Source organism: Ruegeria sp. HKCCD6119 (assembly GCF_013110585.1).
Lineage (GTDB): Bacteria > Pseudomonadota > Alphaproteobacteria > Rhodobacterales > Rhodobacteraceae > Ruegeria.
The window spans coordinates 1-16,988 of record NZ_WVQV01000006.1 but is presented as its reverse complement, the minus strand read 5'-3'; the positions used below and the strand labels follow the sequence as shown (position 1 = coordinate 16,988).

Annotated in this window: 20 protein-coding genes and 1 pseudogene; 11 read left to right on the top strand and 10 right to left on the bottom strand. The window is 60.1% G+C overall.

All coding sequences use genetic code 11. The annotated features are described in order from the left end of the window. Window positions 1–15 precede the first annotated feature (15 nt). From GS611_RS14085 to GS611_RS14055, 7 genes are read left to right on the top strand one after another with little or no spacing between them, the layout of a single operon-like run. The gene (locus GS611_RS14085; protein WP_171636690.1) at window positions 16–1,230 is read left to right on the top strand and encodes a glycosyltransferase family protein; all 1,215 of its coding nucleotides are present in this window, start codon (window positions 16–18) and stop codon (window positions 1,228–1,230) included. Next, window positions 1,227–2,474 (top strand): glycosyltransferase family 4 protein, encoded by a 1,248-nt coding sequence (locus tag GS611_RS14080; RefSeq protein WP_171636688.1) that lies wholly within the window; start codon window positions 1,227–1,229, stop codon window positions 2,472–2,474. Before GS611_RS14085 ends, GS611_RS14080 begins: the two co-directional genes overlap by 4 nt. Then, complete coding sequence (locus GS611_RS14075) at window positions 2,474–3,550, top strand: glycosyltransferase family 4 protein (protein ID WP_171636686.1); 1,077 nt, start codon at window positions 2,474–2,476, stop codon at window positions 3,548–3,550. The genes GS611_RS14080 and GS611_RS14075 overlap by 1 nt, the downstream gene beginning before the upstream one ends. After that, the gene (locus tag GS611_RS14070) at window positions 3,547–4,131 is read left to right on the top strand and encodes a histidine phosphatase family protein (RefSeq protein ID WP_171636684.1); all 585 of its coding nucleotides are present in this window, start codon (window positions 3,547–3,549) and stop codon (window positions 4,129–4,131) included. Before GS611_RS14075 ends, GS611_RS14070 begins: the two co-directional genes overlap by 4 nt. Beyond that, window positions 4,128–5,270 (top strand): glycosyltransferase family protein, encoded by a 1,143-nt coding sequence (locus GS611_RS14065; RefSeq protein WP_171636682.1) that lies wholly within the window; start codon window positions 4,128–4,130, stop codon window positions 5,268–5,270. Before GS611_RS14070 ends, GS611_RS14065 begins: the two co-directional genes overlap by 4 nt. Further along, window positions 5,267–6,022 (top strand): polysaccharide deacetylase family protein, encoded by a 756-nt coding sequence (locus tag GS611_RS14060; protein ID WP_171636680.1) that lies wholly within the window; start codon window positions 5,267–5,269, stop codon window positions 6,020–6,022. Before GS611_RS14065 ends, GS611_RS14060 begins: the two co-directional genes overlap by 4 nt. A gap of 10 nt (window positions 6,023–6,032) precedes the next feature. After that, window positions 6,033–6,509 carry a class I SAM-dependent methyltransferase gene (locus tag GS611_RS14055; protein ID WP_171229514.1) on the top strand — a complete coding sequence of 159 codons (477 nt, stop codon included), beginning with the start codon at window positions 6,033–6,035 and terminating at the stop codon, window positions 6,507–6,509. Here the strand turns inward: GS611_RS14055 and GS611_RS14050 are convergent, their stop codons facing one another. Next, the gene (locus tag GS611_RS14050) at window positions 6,510–7,652 is read right to left on the bottom strand and encodes an alpha-D-ribose 1-methylphosphonate 5-triphosphate diphosphatase (protein ID WP_171636945.1); all 1,143 of its coding nucleotides are present in this window, start codon (window positions 7,650–7,652) and stop codon (window positions 6,510–6,512) included. Window positions 7,653–7,704: 52 nt separating this feature from the next. Between GS611_RS14050 and GS611_RS14045 the strand changes: the two genes are divergently transcribed. After that, window positions 7,705–8,388, top strand: a complete 684-nt coding sequence (locus GS611_RS14045) for a DUF1045 domain-containing protein (RefSeq protein ID WP_171636678.1) — start codon at window positions 7,705–7,707, stop codon at window positions 8,386–8,388. Here GS611_RS14045 and GS611_RS14040 read toward each other — a convergent pair. From GS611_RS14040 to phnG, 8 genes are read right to left on the bottom strand one after another with little or no spacing between them, the layout of a single operon-like run. Beyond that, window positions 8,370–8,918, bottom strand: coding sequence for an AAA family ATPase (locus GS611_RS14040; RefSeq protein WP_171636676.1), 549 nt, complete (start codon window positions 8,916–8,918; stop codon window positions 8,370–8,372). The two genes, GS611_RS14045 and GS611_RS14040, sit on opposite strands and share 19 nt — an antisense overlap. Beyond that, complete coding sequence (phnL, locus tag GS611_RS14035; protein WP_171636674.1) at window positions 8,915–9,598, bottom strand: phosphonate C-P lyase system protein PhnL; 684 nt, start codon at window positions 9,596–9,598, stop codon at window positions 8,915–8,917. The genes GS611_RS14040 and phnL overlap by 4 nt, the downstream gene beginning before the upstream one ends. 22 nt (window positions 9,599–9,620) lie before the next feature. Further along, window positions 9,621–10,391 (bottom strand): phosphonate C-P lyase system protein PhnK, encoded by a 771-nt coding sequence (gene phnK / locus GS611_RS14030; RefSeq protein ID WP_171636672.1) that lies wholly within the window; start codon window positions 10,389–10,391, stop codon window positions 9,621–9,623. Continuing rightward, the gene (locus GS611_RS14025) at window positions 10,388–11,248 is read right to left on the bottom strand and encodes an alpha-D-ribose 1-methylphosphonate 5-phosphate C-P-lyase PhnJ (RefSeq protein WP_171636670.1); all 861 of its coding nucleotides are present in this window, start codon (window positions 11,246–11,248) and stop codon (window positions 10,388–10,390) included. The genes phnK and GS611_RS14025 overlap by 4 nt, the downstream gene beginning before the upstream one ends. Next, window positions 11,245–11,841, bottom strand: a complete 597-nt coding sequence (locus GS611_RS14020) for an HAD family phosphatase (RefSeq protein WP_171636668.1) — start codon at window positions 11,839–11,841, stop codon at window positions 11,245–11,247. Before GS611_RS14020 ends, GS611_RS14025 begins: the two co-directional genes overlap by 4 nt. Beyond that, window positions 11,838–12,926 (bottom strand): carbon-phosphorus lyase complex subunit PhnI, encoded by a 1,089-nt coding sequence (locus GS611_RS14015; protein WP_171636666.1) that lies wholly within the window; start codon window positions 12,924–12,926, stop codon window positions 11,838–11,840. The genes GS611_RS14020 and GS611_RS14015 overlap by 4 nt, the downstream gene beginning before the upstream one ends. A 3-nt stretch (window positions 12,927–12,929) precedes the next feature. After that, a complete protein-coding gene (gene phnH / locus GS611_RS14010) occupies window positions 12,930–13,505 on the bottom strand; it encodes a phosphonate C-P lyase system protein PhnH (protein WP_171636664.1) in 576 nt (191 codons plus the stop codon). Continuing rightward, a complete protein-coding gene (gene phnG, locus GS611_RS14005; RefSeq protein WP_171636661.1) occupies window positions 13,505–13,963 on the bottom strand; it encodes a phosphonate C-P lyase system protein PhnG in 459 nt (152 codons plus the stop codon). The genes phnH and phnG overlap by 1 nt, the downstream gene beginning before the upstream one ends. A gap of 103 nt (window positions 13,964–14,066) precedes the next feature. Between phnG and phnF the strand changes: the two genes are divergently transcribed. The 3 genes from phnF (at window position 14,067) to GS611_RS13990 (ending at window position 16,525) form a co-directional block, all read left to right on the top strand. Beyond that, window positions 14,067–14,786 (top strand): phosphonate metabolism transcriptional regulator PhnF, encoded by a 720-nt coding sequence (gene phnF, locus GS611_RS14000; RefSeq protein WP_171636659.1) that lies wholly within the window; start codon window positions 14,067–14,069, stop codon window positions 14,784–14,786. 160 nt (window positions 14,787–14,946) lie between these two features. After that, window positions 14,947–15,636 (top strand): ribulose-phosphate 3-epimerase, encoded by a 690-nt coding sequence (rpe, locus tag GS611_RS13995; RefSeq protein ID WP_171636657.1) that lies wholly within the window; start codon window positions 14,947–14,949, stop codon window positions 15,634–15,636. Between the two features lie 364 nt (window positions 15,637–16,000). Then, window positions 16,001–16,525, top strand: coding sequence for a hypothetical protein (locus GS611_RS13990; RefSeq protein ID WP_171636655.1), 525 nt, complete (start codon window positions 16,001–16,003; stop codon window positions 16,523–16,525). A gap of 119 nt (window positions 16,526–16,644) precedes the next feature. Here GS611_RS13990 and tuf read toward each other — a convergent pair. Continuing rightward, window positions 16,645–16,988: pseudogene (gene tuf, locus GS611_RS13985) on the bottom strand (elongation factor Tu); the annotation flags it as partial.

Below are 16,988 nucleotides of genomic sequence, written 5' to 3'. Positions count from 1 at the left end.
AAGACAGGCAACACTATGAGCCTAGGCAAAACCAATTCCAAACCGGGCCGCGCACCGCGTATCCTGTTTTACAGTCACGATACGTTCGGGCTGGGCCATCTTCGCCGGTCTCGGGCTTTGGCGGCCGCGATCACGCAGGCGGACCAAAGCGCATCCGCGCTGATCCTGACGGGATCACCCGTGGCCGGACGGTTTACCTTTCCCCGTCGCGTTGACCACGTGCGCCTGCCCGGTGTCACCAAACGCGCAGACGGGTCTTATGCTGCACGCACGATCGGGATGGGCATCGAAGAAGTGACCGAGTTGCGGTCAGGTCTTATTCAAACCGCCGTTCAGCAGTTCGACCCTGACGTGTTGATCGTCGACAAGGAACCGACGGGGTTTCGGGGTGAGCTGCTACCGACACTGAACCATCTGCAAAAGAACTGCGGAACCAAAATGGTGCTTGGGTTGCGCGATGTTCTGGATGAACCCGAAGTCCTGGCCGCCGAGTGGGCGCGCAAGGAGGCCGTTGAAGCCACCGAACGGTTTTATCACGAAATCTGGGTTTACGGCTTGCAGTCGATTTATGACCCGACGCAGGGGTTGCCGCTGAGCGCTTCGGCGCAGTCCCGCATCCACTGGACGGGATATCTGCGCCGCGATCTTGGTCCGGTCGGCGAGCCTCCGCAACAACCCTACATCCTGATCACGCCCGGCGGTGGCGGCGACGGCAAGGCGATGGTCAACCTCGTCCTGTCCGCATATGAAAAAGACCCGGATCTGTCGCCGCGCGCGGTTTTGGTCTATGGCCCCTTCCTGTCCGGTGAGTTGCGCGAAGATTTCGAAACCCGCGTTGCCGCGTTGAACGGCCGCGTCACTGCCGTTGGGTTCGAATCCCAGATCGAAACGCTGTTTGCAGGGGCCGAAGGCGTCGTCTGCATGGGCGGCTACAACACGTTCTGCGAGGTTCTTTCCTTTGACAAACGCGCTGTCATCGTCCCGCGCACCACGCCCCGTCTGGAACAGTGGATACGGGCCTCGCGCGCAGAAGGGCTGGGCCTTGTCCGAATGCTGGATGAAAACCGGGATGGCCTGACGCCGGACGCGATGATCCGCGCCATTCGGGAATTACCGCACCAGTCCCTACCGTCGCAGGCGATACAAAGCGGATTGCTGGACGGGCTGGATTATGTCACCGACCGCATCGAGAGCCTGCTGACCTGGGAACAGGAACGAGCCACCGGATGACCTCAGATTCTCCTCGATTGGCGGTTGTGGTCAAAGGTTGGCCACGACTGTCCGAAACGTTCATTGCGCAGGAACTTGTCGCCTTGCAGGAGGCCGGGCATCGCTTTGACATCTGGTCTTTGCGGCACCCGACCGATACGAAACGTCATCCCTTGCATGACCGGTTCACAGGACAGGTCCGATACCTGCCCGAGTATCTTCATGATGAACCCAAACGGGTCTGGGCGGCACGGGCCCTGGCCCAAACGCTTCCCGGTTACGACAGGGCCTATCGGACCTGGCGTCAGGACTTGAAGCGCGACCCGACGCCCAATCGCATCCGACGGTTTGGGCAAGCCTGCGTTCTGGCCGCAGAATTGCCTGCCCGGACGCAAGGGTTGTACGCTCATTTCATGCACACGCCGTCATCCGTTGCCCGTTACGCCGCCATCATGCGCGCATTGCCGTGGAGTTTTTCGGCTCATGCCAAGGATATCTGGACGTCGCCGGATTGGGAAAAACGTGAAAAGCTGCAAGCCGCCTCCTACGGGGCCACGTTTGGCGCCACCTGCACAGCCATCGGAGCGGAACATCTGCGCAGCCTGGCCGATGACCCCAAGCGCGTGGACCTGATCTATCACGGTTTGGACCTGTCTCGCTTTCCCAAGCCCCCAACGCGACAGCTGCGTGCTGTGAATGATCCTTTTCACATGATTTCTGTCGGGCGGCTGGTCGAGAAAAAAGGCTTCGATCGTCTGATCGCGGCTTTCGCATTGCTGCCCGATGACCTGAACTGGCACTGGACCCATATCGGCGGCGGCGCATTGGATGACGTTTTGAGGGCACAGGCGAACGCAGCCGGCATTGCGAACCGGATCACTTGGAAAGGGGCTTGCGACCAGCCCGAGGTCATCGCAGCAATGCGTGATGCCGACCTGTTCGTTCTGCCCAGCCGTATCGCGAAGGACGGAGACCGCGACGGGTTGCCGAATGTGCTGATGGAGGCCGCGTCTCAGTTGTTGCCAATCCTGTCGACACCGGTCTCGGCGATCCCCGAGTTTATCGAAACCGGAACACATGGGGTTTTGTCCGATGACGCCCCTTTTGCACTTGCAGAAGCCGTGGAACGTTTGTCAGCCAATCCGCAGCAAGCGTCAAAGATGGCGCATGCGGCCTATGACCGTCTGATCGCTGAGTTCCGGATGGCTCCCGGCATCGCACGGCTGTCGGAACGCCTCAACTCCATGTGCATGGAAAACGCCTAATGGCGCGGGTCGCGTTTTATGCCCCGATGAAATCTCCTGACAGCCCGAAACCTTCGGGCGACCGTGAAATGGCCCGGAACCTGATGCAGGCGCTGACCGCCGAGGGTGATACGGTCGATCTGGCGACCGACTTGCGCATCTATGACAAAAGCGGCGACGAAGACCTGCAACAAGCCCTGAGGCGCGCGGCAGAAGATGAAGCGAAGCGACTTGTCTCTGACATGCCTTCAGATACCGATTTGTGGGTGACCTACCACAACTATTACAAGGCACCTGACCTGCTGGGCCCTCGGGTTTGCAAGGCGCGTGGCATTCCCTATGTGCAACTGGAAAGCACCCGCGCATCCAGTCGGTTAAACGGGCCGTGGGCTGAGTTCGCCAAGGCAGCGCATCAGGCCTGCGATGCAGCGGATGTGATCTTTTATCATACGGCCAACGACCTGATCACTTTGCGGCGGGATCGCTTTGGCGATCAGGCTTTGGTCGAATTGCCTCCGTTCCTGCCCATCTCGGAACTGCCTCCGGCCGCCACAGGTGGCGCACCCATGCTGACCGTCGGCATGATGCGGCATGGGGACAAGCTGGCGTCCTATCAGATATTGTCCGAGGCCCTGGCGCATTTGACCGGGGACTGGCACCTGAACATCGCAGGAGACGGCCCGGCTCGCAGGCAGGTTGAGGCGCTGATGGCGCCGTTCGGACAGCGGGTGCGTTTTCTGGGTCAGCTTGACCGGGAAGAACTGCAACGCGTCTATCAACAATCATCTCTGCTCGCATGGCCCGGAGTGAATGAGGCTTACGGCATGATTTACCTCGAGGCGCAGGTTGCGGGATTGCCTGTGGTCGCTCAGGATCGGCCCGGTGTACGCGATGTTCTGTCCCCGGCGGCCTATCCATCCGTCGAAAGCGGCGCCAGGGGATTTGCGGATGGCATGCAGGCCCTTTTATCGGATTCCACGCTGCGCCACACTCTGGGCGCTGCGGCACGCAACTACGTGGCAGAGCGCCACCTGATGCCACAGGCGACCGAGCGCTTGTGGGCAACCCTCCGACCCCTGCTGAAGGACGTAACATGACCCGGCTTGCACTGCTCCGCCACGGGCACACCCATTGGAACCGCGCGGGACGGATCCAGGGGCGCAGCGACATACCGCTGGACGATGACGCCCGAGCCGAATTGGCGGGCTATGGATTGCCGCAGGACTGGGCCAAGGCTGACATCTGGTCCAGCCCCCTGCACCGCGCCAGTGAGACGGCGCAAATCGTGACCGGTCGCGACCCGAACACCTCGGACGCGTTGACCGAGATGAACTGGGGCGATTGGGAAGGTCAGCGCGGGGTCGACCTGATCGCGGACGCATCCAGCGGATATCGTCATATCGAGCATTGGGGCTGGGATTTCCGCCCACCAAACGGAGAAAGCCCGGCCGAGGTTCGGGACAGGCTTCGCCCCTGGCTGTCCGCGCTGCGGCAGGATACGGTCGCAGTCTGTCATATCGGTATCATGCGGGTCATTCTGGCTTGGGCATGGGGTTGGAATTTCGAAGGACCTGCCCCCTTTAAGATCAAACGCAATCGGCTGTATATCGTCGACATGAAGACCATGACCGCCGACGCCGACCCCGTTCGCCTGATCAAATACGAGGCCCCGCAATGAAGGTGATGATCATCGTCACGCACCTGTTGGGCACCGGGCATCTCAGCCGGGCGCTGACATTGGGGCGGGCCTTTCGGGATGATGGCCACGACGTCATGGTCGTGACGGGTGGCATGCCCGCGCCGCAATTGGACAGCACGGGCATGACCCTGTTCGGCTTGCCGCCGCTCAGGTCAGACGGAACCAACTTCACCCGTTTGCTGACCGAAAGCGGCGACGAGGCTGACGCGGCCTATCACGCCACGCGCGAGGCCGCCCTGGTGCAGGCGGTGAACAGCTTCCAGCCGCAGATCCTGATCACCGAGCTTTACCCCTTTGGTCGCCGATCACTGTCGGCCGAGTTCGATGCGGCCTTGAATGCGGCAAGCGCGTTGCCTGAGCGTCCCGTCATTCTCGGATCGGTCCGCGACATTCTGGCTCCGCCCTCCAAACCCGCCAAGGCCGAGCGCGCGGATGAAATCGTGTCTCGGCATTATGACGGCATTCTGGTGCATTCCACCGAAAGCGTTACACCCCTGTCGGTCAGCTGGCCGGTGTCGGACCGATTGGCCAAGCGACTTCACTATACCGGCTTTGTGGCGCCTGCATTGCCCCAACCTCACCCCGACGCAGCGGGCCAGGATGAAATCCTGGTCAGCGCTGGCGGCGGATCCGTCGGGCAACCGATCTTTCGCGCGGCCATCGAGGCCGCCCGAAAGATGCCCAACAGGCGCTGGCGCCTGCTGGTCGGTGGAACGGATGCAAAGGCACGGATCGCGGAATTGTCCCGGATGGCCGAAGGTGCTTCGGTTGTTCTGGAACCTGTGCGGCCGGATTTCCGCCAGATGCTGCCCCTGGCAGCGGCATCGGTAAGCATGTGCGGCTACAACACTGCCATGGATATCCTTCAAAGTGGCACCCCCGCCGTGTTTGTACCTTTCGACGACGGCAAAGAGGTGGAACAAGGGCTGCGCGGGCAAAGCCTGTCCGATCTGCCCGCAATCGAAGTTCTGGAAAGCCGAGCGTTGAGCGGGGCGACATTGGCTCGGGCGGTGGAGCGTGTCGTGGCCGACGGCCCCCGTGTACAACAGGATTTCGGTTTTGACGGGGCCATCCAGTCCGTTCATATCGCCAAGCGCCTGCTGGAGCAGCGCACATGAACCCCGACTGGCGCCCACTTGACGTCGAGTTGAATCATTGGCGTGCCGAAAGCTTGCTCTTGCCTTTGTGGTGGCGCGATGATGATGCCATTGCGCCAACACCGCAATTGGACCGCCTTTCCGAGCTGGCCGACAAACTGGGCCTGCCCGTGCATCTGGCCGTCATTCCACGCGACGCGACGCCCGCGCTGGCGGAATACGTCGCCGCGCGCGCGTCTCTTGTTCCGGTCGTACACGGGTGGGCGCATACAAACCATGCGCCCCGCGGCGAGAAGAAGGCCGAGTTTCGGCTCGACCGTCCGCTGGACATGATGGTGACGGATGCGGAGGCCGGGATGGTGCGTCTTCGGTCCCTGTTTGGTGACAATATGCGACAAATGTTCGTGCCCCCCTGGAATCGCATTGCACCCGAAATGGCCAAACAGTTGCCAAAGCTGGGATACCGCATCCTGTCCACCGCAACGCCCCGCAAATCATGCCTGGCCGCACCGGGTCTTGAGCAGATCAATACCCACCTTGATCCGATCGACTGGCGCGGGTCGCGTGGCTTGATCTCAGCCGACGCCCTGGTCGCGCAGACTGCTGGTCTTCTGCGAGACCGACGCGAAGGCCGTTCAGACAACACCGAGCCCTTTGGCATATTGACCCATCATCTGGTCCATGATCAGGACATCTGGACCTTTACCGAGGCCCTTCTGAGCAAACTGCTGAGCGGGCCCGCCACAGCCTGGGTCGCGCCAGAGAACGAATGAGGACATCACCATGAGCCGATTGGATTCCATGCTGCGCCGACTGACGGCCCAACGCGACGGATTGAACTGGGCGGCCGAGCGGATCAGCGGCCAGCCGGGGGATGTGCTGGATATGGGCCTGGGCAATGGCCGCACCTATGACCACCTGCGTGAAATCCTGCCAGAGCGCCGGATCTGGGTGATGGACCGGATCCTGCAATGCCATCCGGACAGCACCCCCCCGGCCGAGGATTTCCTGCAAGGTGAGGCCGAACCGATGCTGCTCAGACTGGCGGCCGACGGGCATAGAATCGCGCTGGCGCATTACGATTTCGGACGCGGCATCAAGCACGAGGACGTCGCCGAAGCAGAGCGTCTCAGCCCGCTGATCGCAAAAGTCATGCAGCCCGGCGGGTTGTTGATTTCAGGTCAGCCCCTGGTCGGCTTTGCCCAGATCCAGGGGCCCAAGACAATCGCCCCGGACCGTTACCTGTTCTACACGGCCTGATCACGCCACGCGTCGACCGCGCGCCCAAACCGAACTCGGGACGGGTACACCCGCGCGCATCCGGAAGCGGATGACATCGGCGCGGGCGTCGACGCGCAACTCGCCCCGCTCCTCCAACCCTGCGGCCCGAGCCGGTGCCAGCGTAACCGTCTTCATCCCCCGCGCCAGGTCGCCCCAAATCTCGCCCAGCCTAACCGCCGACAGCAACAAGGCCGACGGCACATAATCCGAAGACAGGATGTCCAGATACCCAAGCTGAGCCAGCTCGTAGGCAGCAACATTGCCTGAATGCGACCCCCCGCGGATTATGTTCGGCGCGCCCATCATGACCCGAATGTCGTTCTTGTGGCAGGCGCGTGCCGCTTCGACGGTTGTGGGGAACTCGGCCAGACGGATGCCGTGACCTACGGACACTTTCACCTGATCTTCAGTCGTGTCGTCATGGCTGGCCAATACTGCTCCGAAACGGCGGGCAGCTTTGACAGCTTCGACCTCGTGCAGTACGCCATTGCGATCTCGAAGCCCTTTCAATTGCGCCACGTGCTGAAAGAACGTGTCATCATCCATGGCATATTTGCCCTTCAAAAAGGTCTCCAGCTTGCCCATATCTCGAAACTGACGCTGACCGGGTGTGTGATCCATTATGGACACAATGCCAACCCTGTCTTCCGGTCCAAATTCGCTCAGCTCTTCAACCAGAGTTTCCGAACACACCTCGGCCCGCAAGTGCAGAAAGTGGCTGATCTTGAGCGCATCCTGTTCGTGCAGATCCCACAACTCCTGCGACAGGCCGCGGGCGTATTTCCCATACCGCCGGGCGCCCGACGGGATCGATCCAACCCGCATGGCATCGAACACTGTCGTGATCCCGGCGCCGGCCAATTCCGCATCATGCGCAAGAATTGCGGCGGCATGGGGCCAGTTCACCTGTGGGCGCGGTTGAATGTGACGTTCAAGGTTGTCCGTGTGCAACTCGACAAGGCCGGGGCTGACATAGTCGCCTTCGCAATCTATCGCGCCCGCGGGAACCCCGTTTCCGGTGTCGATTTCAGCGATGGCCTCACCCACAATCCGGACACTGCCGGTTACGGTTTCATTCGGCAATACAAGCGTGGCATTGGCAAGGATCAACTCTTCTGTCATCTGAACTTCACGCATGTTGAGACCGAGGAAGGCCACGCAAGAGGAGGCCGACATGACATTCACGCGATACGCGATCTATTTTGCGCCGCCTGCGGGAAAGGAATGGGCGAAATTTGCAACCAGTTGGCTGGGTTGGGACATGGAGGCGGGAAAGCCGGTTGCCCATCCGATTGTCGAAGGCATCGACGTTGCCGCTGTCACGGAGGTGCCGCGCAAGTACGGGCTGCACGCGACACTGAAGCCACCGTTCAGACTGCGCGACAGCAAAACACTCGAAGCCCTGCAAGAGGCGTGCAGCTCGCTCGCCTCCCGCCAACCACCTGTGTCGCTGGATGGCCTCGAGATCGCCCGGTTTGGGCGCTTTCTGGCCCTGCGTCCGTTGGGTGAGACGCGGGCACTGAATGCGCTTGCCGCGGCCTGTGTTCGGGAACTGGACAGCTTTCGTGCGCCTACCTCCAAGGCCGAACTGGCCCGCCGTCGCGCCGCCGGGTTGACCCCAGAGCAAGACGCCAACCTGGTTCAGTGGGGCTATCCTTACGTACTGGACGCGTTCCGCTTTCACATCACGCTGAGCGGCAAGCTGGACAAACCAACCCTGAAAGCAACTCGGAACGCGCTGCAAACCGATCTGGTCCCACTGCTGCCGCAGCCCTTCCAGATCACGGATCTGGCCCTTACGGGCGAGGCCGAGGACGGGCGCTTCTACCTTATCCATCGCTACGGGCTTTCCGGTTGAAGGTGCGACAGGATTTCGGCAACCGTATCTTCCATCGCACCGGAGTTGTCGAATTCCAGGACCTGATTCAAACCGTTGGGCAAAGACGTTTGGGCCCGGTCCAGACGCCGCGTCTGTTCCGCCTTGCTTTCCCGCCCTCTTAAGGACAAGCGTTCGGACAGAACCTCGGGCTTGGCCGTCAGGGAAATCACGATCAGATCACCAAACACCTCCTGCGCCTCAAGCAACACCGTTCGTGACAGGTTGACCAGAACGGCCACGGCCACCTGCCGCTGCCGCGTGATCGTCTTCGGCACGCCGTAACACAGCCCATGCGCATGCCAACTCAGCGCAAACGCACCATCCCGTTCCATTCGCTGAAATGTATCGACCGAGACCCGGTCGAAATCTTCGCCGTCTTCGCCTTCGGGACGGGTAATCACCCGCCGCTGCCGCTGAACACCCGGCGCCCGGGCCACCAACGCGTTCATTACGCTGTCCTTTCCGACCCCCGAAGGACCCACGACCGCTATGACCGGAGCAAGCGTCATGCAGCCATCCCCGGCGTGAAGTCCGAGACATCGACCTCGCGATCGCAGACCCGTTCGCGTGCGTCGAGATCGTGAAAAATCCCGACAATCGTCACGCCCTTGTTCTTGGCCTCTTCGATCAGGGACAAAACCGTTTCCCGGTTCTGCGCATCCAGGCTTGCGGTCGGTTCATCCAACAGCATTGCCGGATATTCATGCGCAAAGCCTCGCGCAATGTTCACTCTCTGCTTTTCGCCACCCGAGAAAGTCGTCGGGCTGAGGGTCCACAGACGTTCGGGAATATTCAGCCGTTTCAGCAATCCGGCTGCCCTGTCCATTGCCACTTGCCTGTCACAGCCCACGGCCAGCAGCGGCTCTGCCACAACGTCCAGCGTCGGCACCCGAGGCACGACCCGCAGGAACTGGCTGACATAGCCCAACGTGTCACGACGCAGCAACAGGATCTGCCTCGGTTCAGCCCGGGCCACGTCCAACCCTGCGACCAGCACCTGACCAGTGGCCGCCAGATAGTTGCCGTAGATCACCCGCATCAGCGTGGATTTGCCTGCACCCGACGGCCCGGTCAGGGCGACGCACTCACCCGGTTCCACTTTCAGAGACGCGCCTTTCACCACCGGGATCGCGGCGCCGCCCTGATTGTGCAGGGTGAAGCTTTTGCTGACATCGACAAGTTCAATCATCGCTTCATCTTTCCCCAAAGCCTCAAACCTGCAAAACGCTGGACACCAGCAACTGCGTATAGGCATGTTGCGGGTCGTCCAGTACCTGATCCGTCAGCCCGGCCTCGACCACGCGACCGCTTTTCATCACCATCAACCGATCCGCCAGCAGACGCACCACGGCAAGATCATGGGTGACGATGATCGCACTCAACCTCATCTCACGCACAAGTCCGCGCAACAAATCCAGTAAACGCGCCTGTACCGACACATCCAGACCACCGGTCGGTTCGTCCATGAACACCAGCCGAGGACCTGTCACCAGATTGCGCGCGATCTGCAAACGCTGCTGCATCCCGCCCGAAAACGCGCTTGGGCGGTCATCGACGCGGCTCTCGTCAATCTCGACCCGGCCCAACCAGTCAATGGCCTTGCCCCGAATGCTGCCATAGTGGCGTCCGCCGACGGCCATCAGCCGCTCGCCAATGTTGCCTCCGGCGCTGACAGACATCCGCAACCCGTCGCGCGCATGTTGATGGACAAAGGCCCAATCGGTGCGGCTCAGCATCCGGCGCTCTGGCTCGGACATTGTGACCGTATCGACCGGGCCGTCTGCACGGGTATCAAAGATCACCTGCCCGGCATCCGGCTTCAGAAGGCCGGCCATACAGTTGAGCAAGGTCGACTTGCCCGACCCACTTTCACCAACGATTCCCATTACTTCTCCGGGGAAGAGATCAAAATTCACATCCGCGCATCCGATCCGGCGGCCATAGCTTTTTTCAATGCCTTTGACTTGCAACAGAGGGGTCATTGCGCGTTCTTTCCGGCCAATTGGCCTGCATGCCCCGCCTCACGCCTTGACCGGCAGTAATCCGTGTCAGAACAGACAAACATCCGGTTGCCCGCGTCATCCATGATAACCTCGTCCAGATAGCTGTCTTCGGCCCCGCACAGATCGCAGGGATGATCGGCCTTGGTGGCCTCGAACGGATAATCCTCGAAATCGAGGCTCACGACTTTGGTATGCGGAGGCACCGCATAAATACGCTGCTCGCGCCCGGCTCCAAACAGCTGGATCGCGTCCATCTCAAGCTTTGGATTGTCGAATTTCGGAATCGGGGACGGGTCCATGACATAGCGTCCAGCCACGTTCACCGGATAGGCATAAGCGGTCGAAATCGCCCCGTGCTGGCTGATATCCTCGTACAGTTTCACATGCATCAGCCCGTATTCCTCAAGACTGTGCATCTTGCGCGTCTCAGTCTCGCGCGGTTCCAAAAAGCGCAGAGGTTCGGGAATCGGCACCTGATAAACGATGATCTGGTCTTCGCGCAGTTTTGCTTCGGGGATGCGGTGGCGGGTCTGAATGATTGTGGCCTGTTCCGTCTTTTCCGTGGTGGCGACGCCTGCGGTGTTTTCAAAGAACTTGCGGATGGATACGGCGTTGGTCGTGTCGTCTGCGCCCTGATCGATCACCTTGAACGTATCCTCGGGCGTCAACGTCGCGGCTGAAACCTGTACGCCCCCGGTACCCCAGCCATAGGGCATCGGCATCTCGCGGCTGGCGAACGGCACCTGATACCCCGGTATGGCCAGACCTTTGAGGATCGCCCGCCGGATCATCCGCTTGGTTTGTTCGTCCAGATAGGCGAAGTTGTACGCGCTCATAACCAGCCTCTTTCTGCAAGAGCGCGTTCAAGCGCGTGCGGCGCGGTGAAGTGGATCCCATCCATGCCCACCGCACGCGCGCCTTCGACATTGTGCAGCCCGTCATCGATGAAAATGCAGTTCTCGGGTGAAAGCCCGGCCCGCTTGCACAACAGATGGAAAATCTCTGGCTGAGGCTTCAAAAGCTTCTCCTGCCCCGACACGACGGTGACACCAAACACTTCGCCCAATTCGGGATGTGCCCCCACGCCGACAGGCCAGGTTTCCGCTGACCAATTGGTGATCGCGTGAACCGGAGTGCCTTTCTCTTTCAGGCGGTAAAGCAGGCGCCAGCTTCCCTCGATCTTTTGCGGAACGGTTCTGGCATAACGTTCAACGTAAACACTGAGGCGCTGCCGATCTTCCGCATTTTCCAGTTCAGCGGCCAGATCGGCGAACATCTCTCCTCCATCGGCCCGCAGGTTGCGTTCGGGGAAATTGATGCGCGTCAGGAAATCTGCCACCGCCTCGCGGCTGCCCATCTCCTCCAGCCATGCCAGATGCGGATCCCACTTGACCAGAACGTTTCCGATATCAAAAACGACGGCTTTCATTCCACGGCCTCCTCTGACATGCGCTCTTGGGCCTTTCGGCGCAGTTTGCGGACCAGTTCCAGCTCGGACTGGAAATCGACGTAATGCGGCAGCTTGATATGTTCGAGAAAGCCGGTGGCCTGAATGTTGTCCGCATGGCTCAGAACAAATTCTTCATCCTGCGCGGGCGCGCCCACGTTGTCTTCACCCAACTCTTCCCACCGCAAGGCCCGATCGACCAGCGCCATCGCGATGGACTTTCGTTCAGACTGGCCAAAGACCAGCCCATAGCCCCGCGTGAACTGTGGCGGTTCCGTTTTCGAACCGGTGAACTGGTTCACCGTCTCACATTCGGTCAGCTCGACCTCGCCGATATCGATGGCAAAGCCCAGCTCGGGGATGTCCAGCTCAACCACGACCTTGCCGATACGCAATTCTCCGACAAAGGCGTGGTTGCGGGCGTAACCGCGCTGGGTCGAATAAGCCATGCCCAGCACAAATCCCTCGTCCGCACGGGTCAGCGACTGAAGGCGCACCGGGCGGGTGGACGGGAACTCCATCGGTTCACGGGTCAGATCGCCCGGAACGTCATCGCGGGCCGGTTCATCCTGAATGATACCCTCATCCTTCAGGAATGCGGTAACATGTGGCGTTGATTCCAGCCGCACAGGGCCTTCAGGCGCCTTTGGAACTTCGCTCTCGGCCGCCAGCTTGAAGTCCAGCAATCGGTGGGTGTAGTCGAAGGTTGGCCCCAGAACCTGACCACCGGGGGCATCTTTGAACGTGGCCGAGATCCGGCGATCACAGGCCATGTCGCCGGTTTTGACGGGGTTGGAATAGCCGAAACGAGGCAGGGTCGTGCGGTAAGCGCGGACGAGGAAAATCGCCTCGATCAGATCGCCGCGCGCCTGTTTGATTGCCAGCGCAGCAAGGTCGGGATCGTATAACGACCCCTCAGCCATGACCCGGTTCACCGCAAGGCCCAACTGTTCACGGATCTGCGCGAAGCTCAGTTCCGCGACATCTGTCGCACCGCGGCGTTCTTCGGCAAGCCACGCATGGGCGTTTTCGATAGCTTTTTCGCCCCCTTTGACAGCGACATACATGGCTTACCCCCTGGACCTGATTTGCGTGCTACGCGGCAGGGCCGCGACCGCCTCACCGCAGGTGAAGAAAAAATCACACCCCAAAGGGAAAAGCAGCGCATTGTTCTGAAGAGCCGGAATATCCGGCAGAGAAAGCCGCGCCGTGTGCCGGATGCCGGGGCCGCTCAGAACCGCTCCGTTCTGCTCCAGCCGCTTGCATTCCACAACAAGTGTCGCGGACCGGTCCGGGTATTCCGGCGTCCCGATACAATAGGTGTTGAGCGGCGCCAGTGCATCCCACGTACCAAGGGCAAAATCAGCCTCTTCCGCCGCCACTATCGGTGCACCCGTGTGAAAGGTCAGCCATTCGCGCACCACATCGGTGTCGGCTTCACCCGCCAGATGAACGTTTGTCTCGGCGTCGCAAAGCGTCAGGAGCAGCGTGCCAGCCGCGACGGACAAGGGCGCAGGTGGTGCGCAGCCAGTCAGGGTGCGGAGTTCACCCGGGCGCGCCATGGCGGTCATGGCCGCGCGGAATGCATGTGCCGCGTCGACAGGTGCGTCTTGAAAGCCCCCCGAGTACCGCATTTGAACAGGCATCAGTCTTCCCCCCGAGCCAGCGTGAAAAACTCGACCTTGGTGGCCGCTGCCTTTGCGGCGCGCGCTGTCTTGATGGACTGCATTTGCAGCCTCAGCGGATCAAGCAGCCGTTCCTGCAAATCACCAGCAGCGGCCGTCTGCATCATCGCATCAATCAATGCCGCCGCTTCTGCCTTGGATTTCGACCTGCCCTGAACATATCCGTGACCGACCGTACCATCCTGCAACACGACCGAGCAGCGCGTAACGGTCATTTCACCCAGGTTGAACAAAGCGCCGGTTCCTCCGATGCGGCCACGCACCATGACACCACCCACTTCGGGCCTGCGCAGCCATTCGAAACTCGGGCAGTCCTGGATGCCGTCCCACAGCGCCATTAGGGCAGTGTTCGGCGCGCGCGCCAGCAGACCCATCCATTCCTTCCGTGCCTTGATCCCGATTTTCGTATGGTTTGCCATCAAAGCCTCTTGGATAGGTTGTCTACATGAACTATACAACTAGACAAATGTTAACCGACAGGTTGTCAAAACGCAATCTGCGACCGTTTGAAGGTTTGGTGGAATGAGCAAAACGCCGATCTGGAAAAGTATTGCCCTGCGCCTGACCTCGGACATCGCCGAGGGGCGCTATCAAACCGGAGATCGCCTGCCGACCGAAACCCAGCTGGCCGCCACCCATGGCGTCAACCGCCACACGGTACGGCGCGCTTTGGCTGACATGTCTGATCAGGGGCTGGTGCACGCTCGGCGCGGTGCGGGCGTTTTTGTTGCGGCACGGCCAACGGATTATCCGATCGGCAAAAGGGTGCGCTATCACAAGAACATCTCGGCCAGCGGCAAGATACCGGGTAAGAAAATCCTAGCTTTGACCACGCGCGTCGCCGATGAAGCCGAAGCCGAAGCTCTGGGCCTTAACAAGGGTGATCCAGTGCACGTCTATGACGGATTATCCCTGGCGGACGGGCAGCCCATAGCCCTGTTTCAAAGCGTTTTCCCCGCGGAACGATTTCCGGATATCTTGCAGACATTGACCGAAACCCAATCCGTCACCAAAGCGCTGCAAGCCTGCGGCATCAGGGATTACGTCCGCGTCTCGACTCGCCTGACCGCGCGCGGGGCGACCGCAACGCAGGCGCTACAACTTCAATTGTCAGAAGGTGCTCCTGTTCTCTTTTCGGTCGGCGTCAATGCCGACCCGGATGGACGGCCAGTTGAGTTCGGCCGCACGGTTTTCGCGGGTGAGCGTGTAACGCTGACCCTGAACGAGGCATCAGCGAACTAGGATTCTCAGCCGCATCCGACCTCCGGGCCGAGATCTCAACCCATTGGGTCAGATGCCACGCGGTAAGAGTTTTGTGGCGGCACAGCGTTTGCGGGGGCTATCCATCCCACCGGCTCAGGGGTATACGCATCCGCGACTCTTCAGCTGATACGAGGCCACCATGAGCTTTGACCGCACCATCAAGATCGCGCCGTCTATCCTGTCCGCCGATTTCGCCAATTTTGGGCAGGAAATTCAGGCCATCGAAGCGCAGGGCGCCGACTGGGTTCATGTTGACGTGATGGATGGCCATTTCGTTCCAAACCTGACCTTTGGCCCTCCGGCCGTGAAAGCCTTTCGCCCGCATGTGAAAACGGTGATGGATGTTCACCTGATGATCACGCCGGTCGATCCCTACATCCAGGCCTATGCCGATGCCGGAGCGGACATTCTGACCGCACATATCGAGGCTGGCCCACATACCCATCGCACCTTGCAGGCCATTCGCGGCGCCGGAATGAAAGCCGGCGTTGCCCTGAACCCCGGCACCCCAGCCGAAGCGGTCGAGCATCTGCTGGACCTCACGGATCTGGTTTGCGTGATGACCGTGAACCCCGGCTTTGGGGGCCAGAAATTCATCGACATGACCGGCAAGGTCAAAAAACTGCGTCAGATGATCGGTGATCGTCCGGTGCATATTGAAATCGACGGTGGCGTCGACCCGAATACCGCCCCGCTGGTTGCAGCGGCGGGTGCGGATGTGCTGGTGGCCGGTTCGGCTGTATTCAAAGGCGGTTCGGTTTCAACCCCACAGGTCTACGGAAACAACATCCGCGCTGTCCGGGCGGCGGCTGAATCAGCACTGTCCTGATTTGCAATCACCAGCGGCTGACGGCAAGACCGTCAGCCGCCGGTATGGATCACAGCCCTTGTCAAGTAAGGGCTTCAGTCCGTGCGGACCGCGCCCACATGAGACGCTCTGCCCGTTTCCTTGACGTCGCAGCAGGGAGGAGGACAGACGCGCATCGCCAATCCACGTCACGCCTCAAAAGCTGGGATCACCCCGCCGTGACGTTCTTGTTGAGAACGCGCGTAAAGTGGGGTTGGCGGGGTTTGGCAAGGGGGAATCCATGCTCTGCAAACGGAATCATCGCGCGTTAAAGTTGCTTTCGGTATTGGGATTTCTCCATATGGATTATACCAACCGTCGACTAGCGTCATTCGAAGGAAACAATATGAAACACCTATTAGGTGCCTCCATTCTAATCATCGTAGCTTGTCGCGCGGTTTTAGCTGGCGAAGCCGACTATGAGAGCCTGACTCACAAAATCGCCAAGATGTCTTTGACATCACAGCCGCAGGCAGCCGGACGAAAGAAAACCCAGCAGATCTCCTTTCCACAGAAATGTATATTTTTGATCGGCACGGAAACTTCAGATCAAAACGGTATCTTGCATCAGGGAACCTATTTGAAAACTCCGATTGTAGACCTCCGCATCCTGAGAGCGGATGACCATTACGTTGTATTTAGTGGTGGGGGTGACAATGCAGAAAACTACTCGATTGCGTTCATGGAAACCTACAACAACGATGAAGCTCTTCAGCCTGCTGGCCAGCTCATTCGGGAGACAGCCATCGAATGCAATGAAACGCATTGCACGAGTGATTTGGGTAGCTCACACGCCGAACACTACAATTCAGCAGATAACAATTCACCTCTGTTAGAAGCGCTGGAAGAATTGGTTAATATTTGTGAATAGCCAAGGTCTTCACACAAAAAAAAGGCCGCCCCGGTGTGGAGCGGCCTTCTTTGGTTCGACGGTGTGGGCTCTCATTGCTCTTTCAGAGCAACTGCCGCCCACCAGTCGGCAAAGCCGACTTACTCGATGATTTTCGACACGACGCCGGCGCCGACGGTGCGGCCGCCTTCGCGGATGGCGAAGCGCAGGCCGTCTTCCATCGCGATCGGGGCGATCAGCTCGACGGTGAAGCCGACGTTGTCGCCAGGCATAACCATCTCGGTGCCAGCCGCCAGGGTCACGGTGCCGGTCACGTCAGTGGTCCGGAAGTAGAACTGCGGACGGTAGTTCGCGAAGAACGGGGTGTGACGGCCGCCTTCTTCCTTGGTCAGGATATAGGCTTCGGCTTCGAACTTGGTGTGCGGTGTCACCGAACCCGGCTTACACAGAACCTGGCCACGCTCAACGCCGTCACGGTCGATAC

Coding starts and splice junctions, on each gene's coding strand:
- GS611_RS14085 (WP_171636690.1), top strand. CDS start 16: ATGAGCCTAGGCAAAACCAATTCCAAACCGGGCCGCGCACCGCGTATC.
- GS611_RS14080 (WP_171636688.1), top strand. CDS start 1,227: ATGACCTCAGATTCTCCTCGATTGGCGGTTGTGGTCAAAGGTTGGCCA.
- GS611_RS14075 (WP_171636686.1), top strand. CDS start 2,474: ATGGCGCGGGTCGCGTTTTATGCCCCGATGAAATCTCCTGACAGCCCG.
- GS611_RS14070 (WP_171636684.1), top strand. CDS start 3,547: ATGACCCGGCTTGCACTGCTCCGCCACGGGCACACCCATTGGAACCGC.
- GS611_RS14065 (WP_171636682.1), top strand. CDS start 4,128: ATGAAGGTGATGATCATCGTCACGCACCTGTTGGGCACCGGGCATCTC.
- GS611_RS14060 (WP_171636680.1), top strand. CDS start 5,267: ATGAACCCCGACTGGCGCCCACTTGACGTCGAGTTGAATCATTGGCGT.
- GS611_RS14055 (WP_171229514.1), top strand. CDS start 6,033: ATGAGCCGATTGGATTCCATGCTGCGCCGACTGACGGCCCAACGCGAC.
- GS611_RS14050 (WP_171636945.1), bottom strand. CDS start 7,652: ATGACAGAAGAGTTGATCCTTGCCAATGCCACGCTTGTATTGCCGAAT.
- GS611_RS14045 (WP_171636678.1), top strand. CDS start 7,705: ATGACATTCACGCGATACGCGATCTATTTTGCGCCGCCTGCGGGAAAG.
- GS611_RS14040 (WP_171636676.1), bottom strand. CDS start 8,918: ATGACGCTTGCTCCGGTCATAGCGGTCGTGGGTCCTTCGGGGGTCGGA.
- phnL (WP_171636674.1), bottom strand. CDS start 9,598: ATGATTGAACTTGTCGATGTCAGCAAAAGCTTCACCCTGCACAATCAG.
- phnK (WP_171636672.1), bottom strand. CDS start 10,391: ATGACCCCTCTGTTGCAAGTCAAAGGCATTGAAAAAAGCTATGGCCGC.
- GS611_RS14025 (WP_171636670.1), bottom strand. CDS start 11,248: ATGAGCGCGTACAACTTCGCCTATCTGGACGAACAAACCAAGCGGATG.
- GS611_RS14020 (WP_171636668.1), bottom strand. CDS start 11,841: ATGAAAGCCGTCGTTTTTGATATCGGAAACGTTCTGGTCAAGTGGGAT.
- GS611_RS14015 (WP_171636666.1), bottom strand. CDS start 12,926: ATGTATGTCGCTGTCAAAGGGGGCGAAAAAGCTATCGAAAACGCCCAT.
- phnH (WP_171636664.1), bottom strand. CDS start 13,505: ATGCCTGTTCAAATGCGGTACTCGGGGGGCTTTCAAGACGCACCTGTC.
- phnG (WP_171636661.1), bottom strand. CDS start 13,963: ATGGCAAACCATACGAAAATCGGGATCAAGGCACGGAAGGAATGGATG.
- phnF (WP_171636659.1), top strand. CDS start 14,067: ATGAGCAAAACGCCGATCTGGAAAAGTATTGCCCTGCGCCTGACCTCG.
- rpe (WP_171636657.1), top strand. CDS start 14,947: ATGAGCTTTGACCGCACCATCAAGATCGCGCCGTCTATCCTGTCCGCC.
- GS611_RS13990 (WP_171636655.1), top strand. CDS start 16,001: ATGAAACACCTATTAGGTGCCTCCATTCTAATCATCGTAGCTTGTCGC.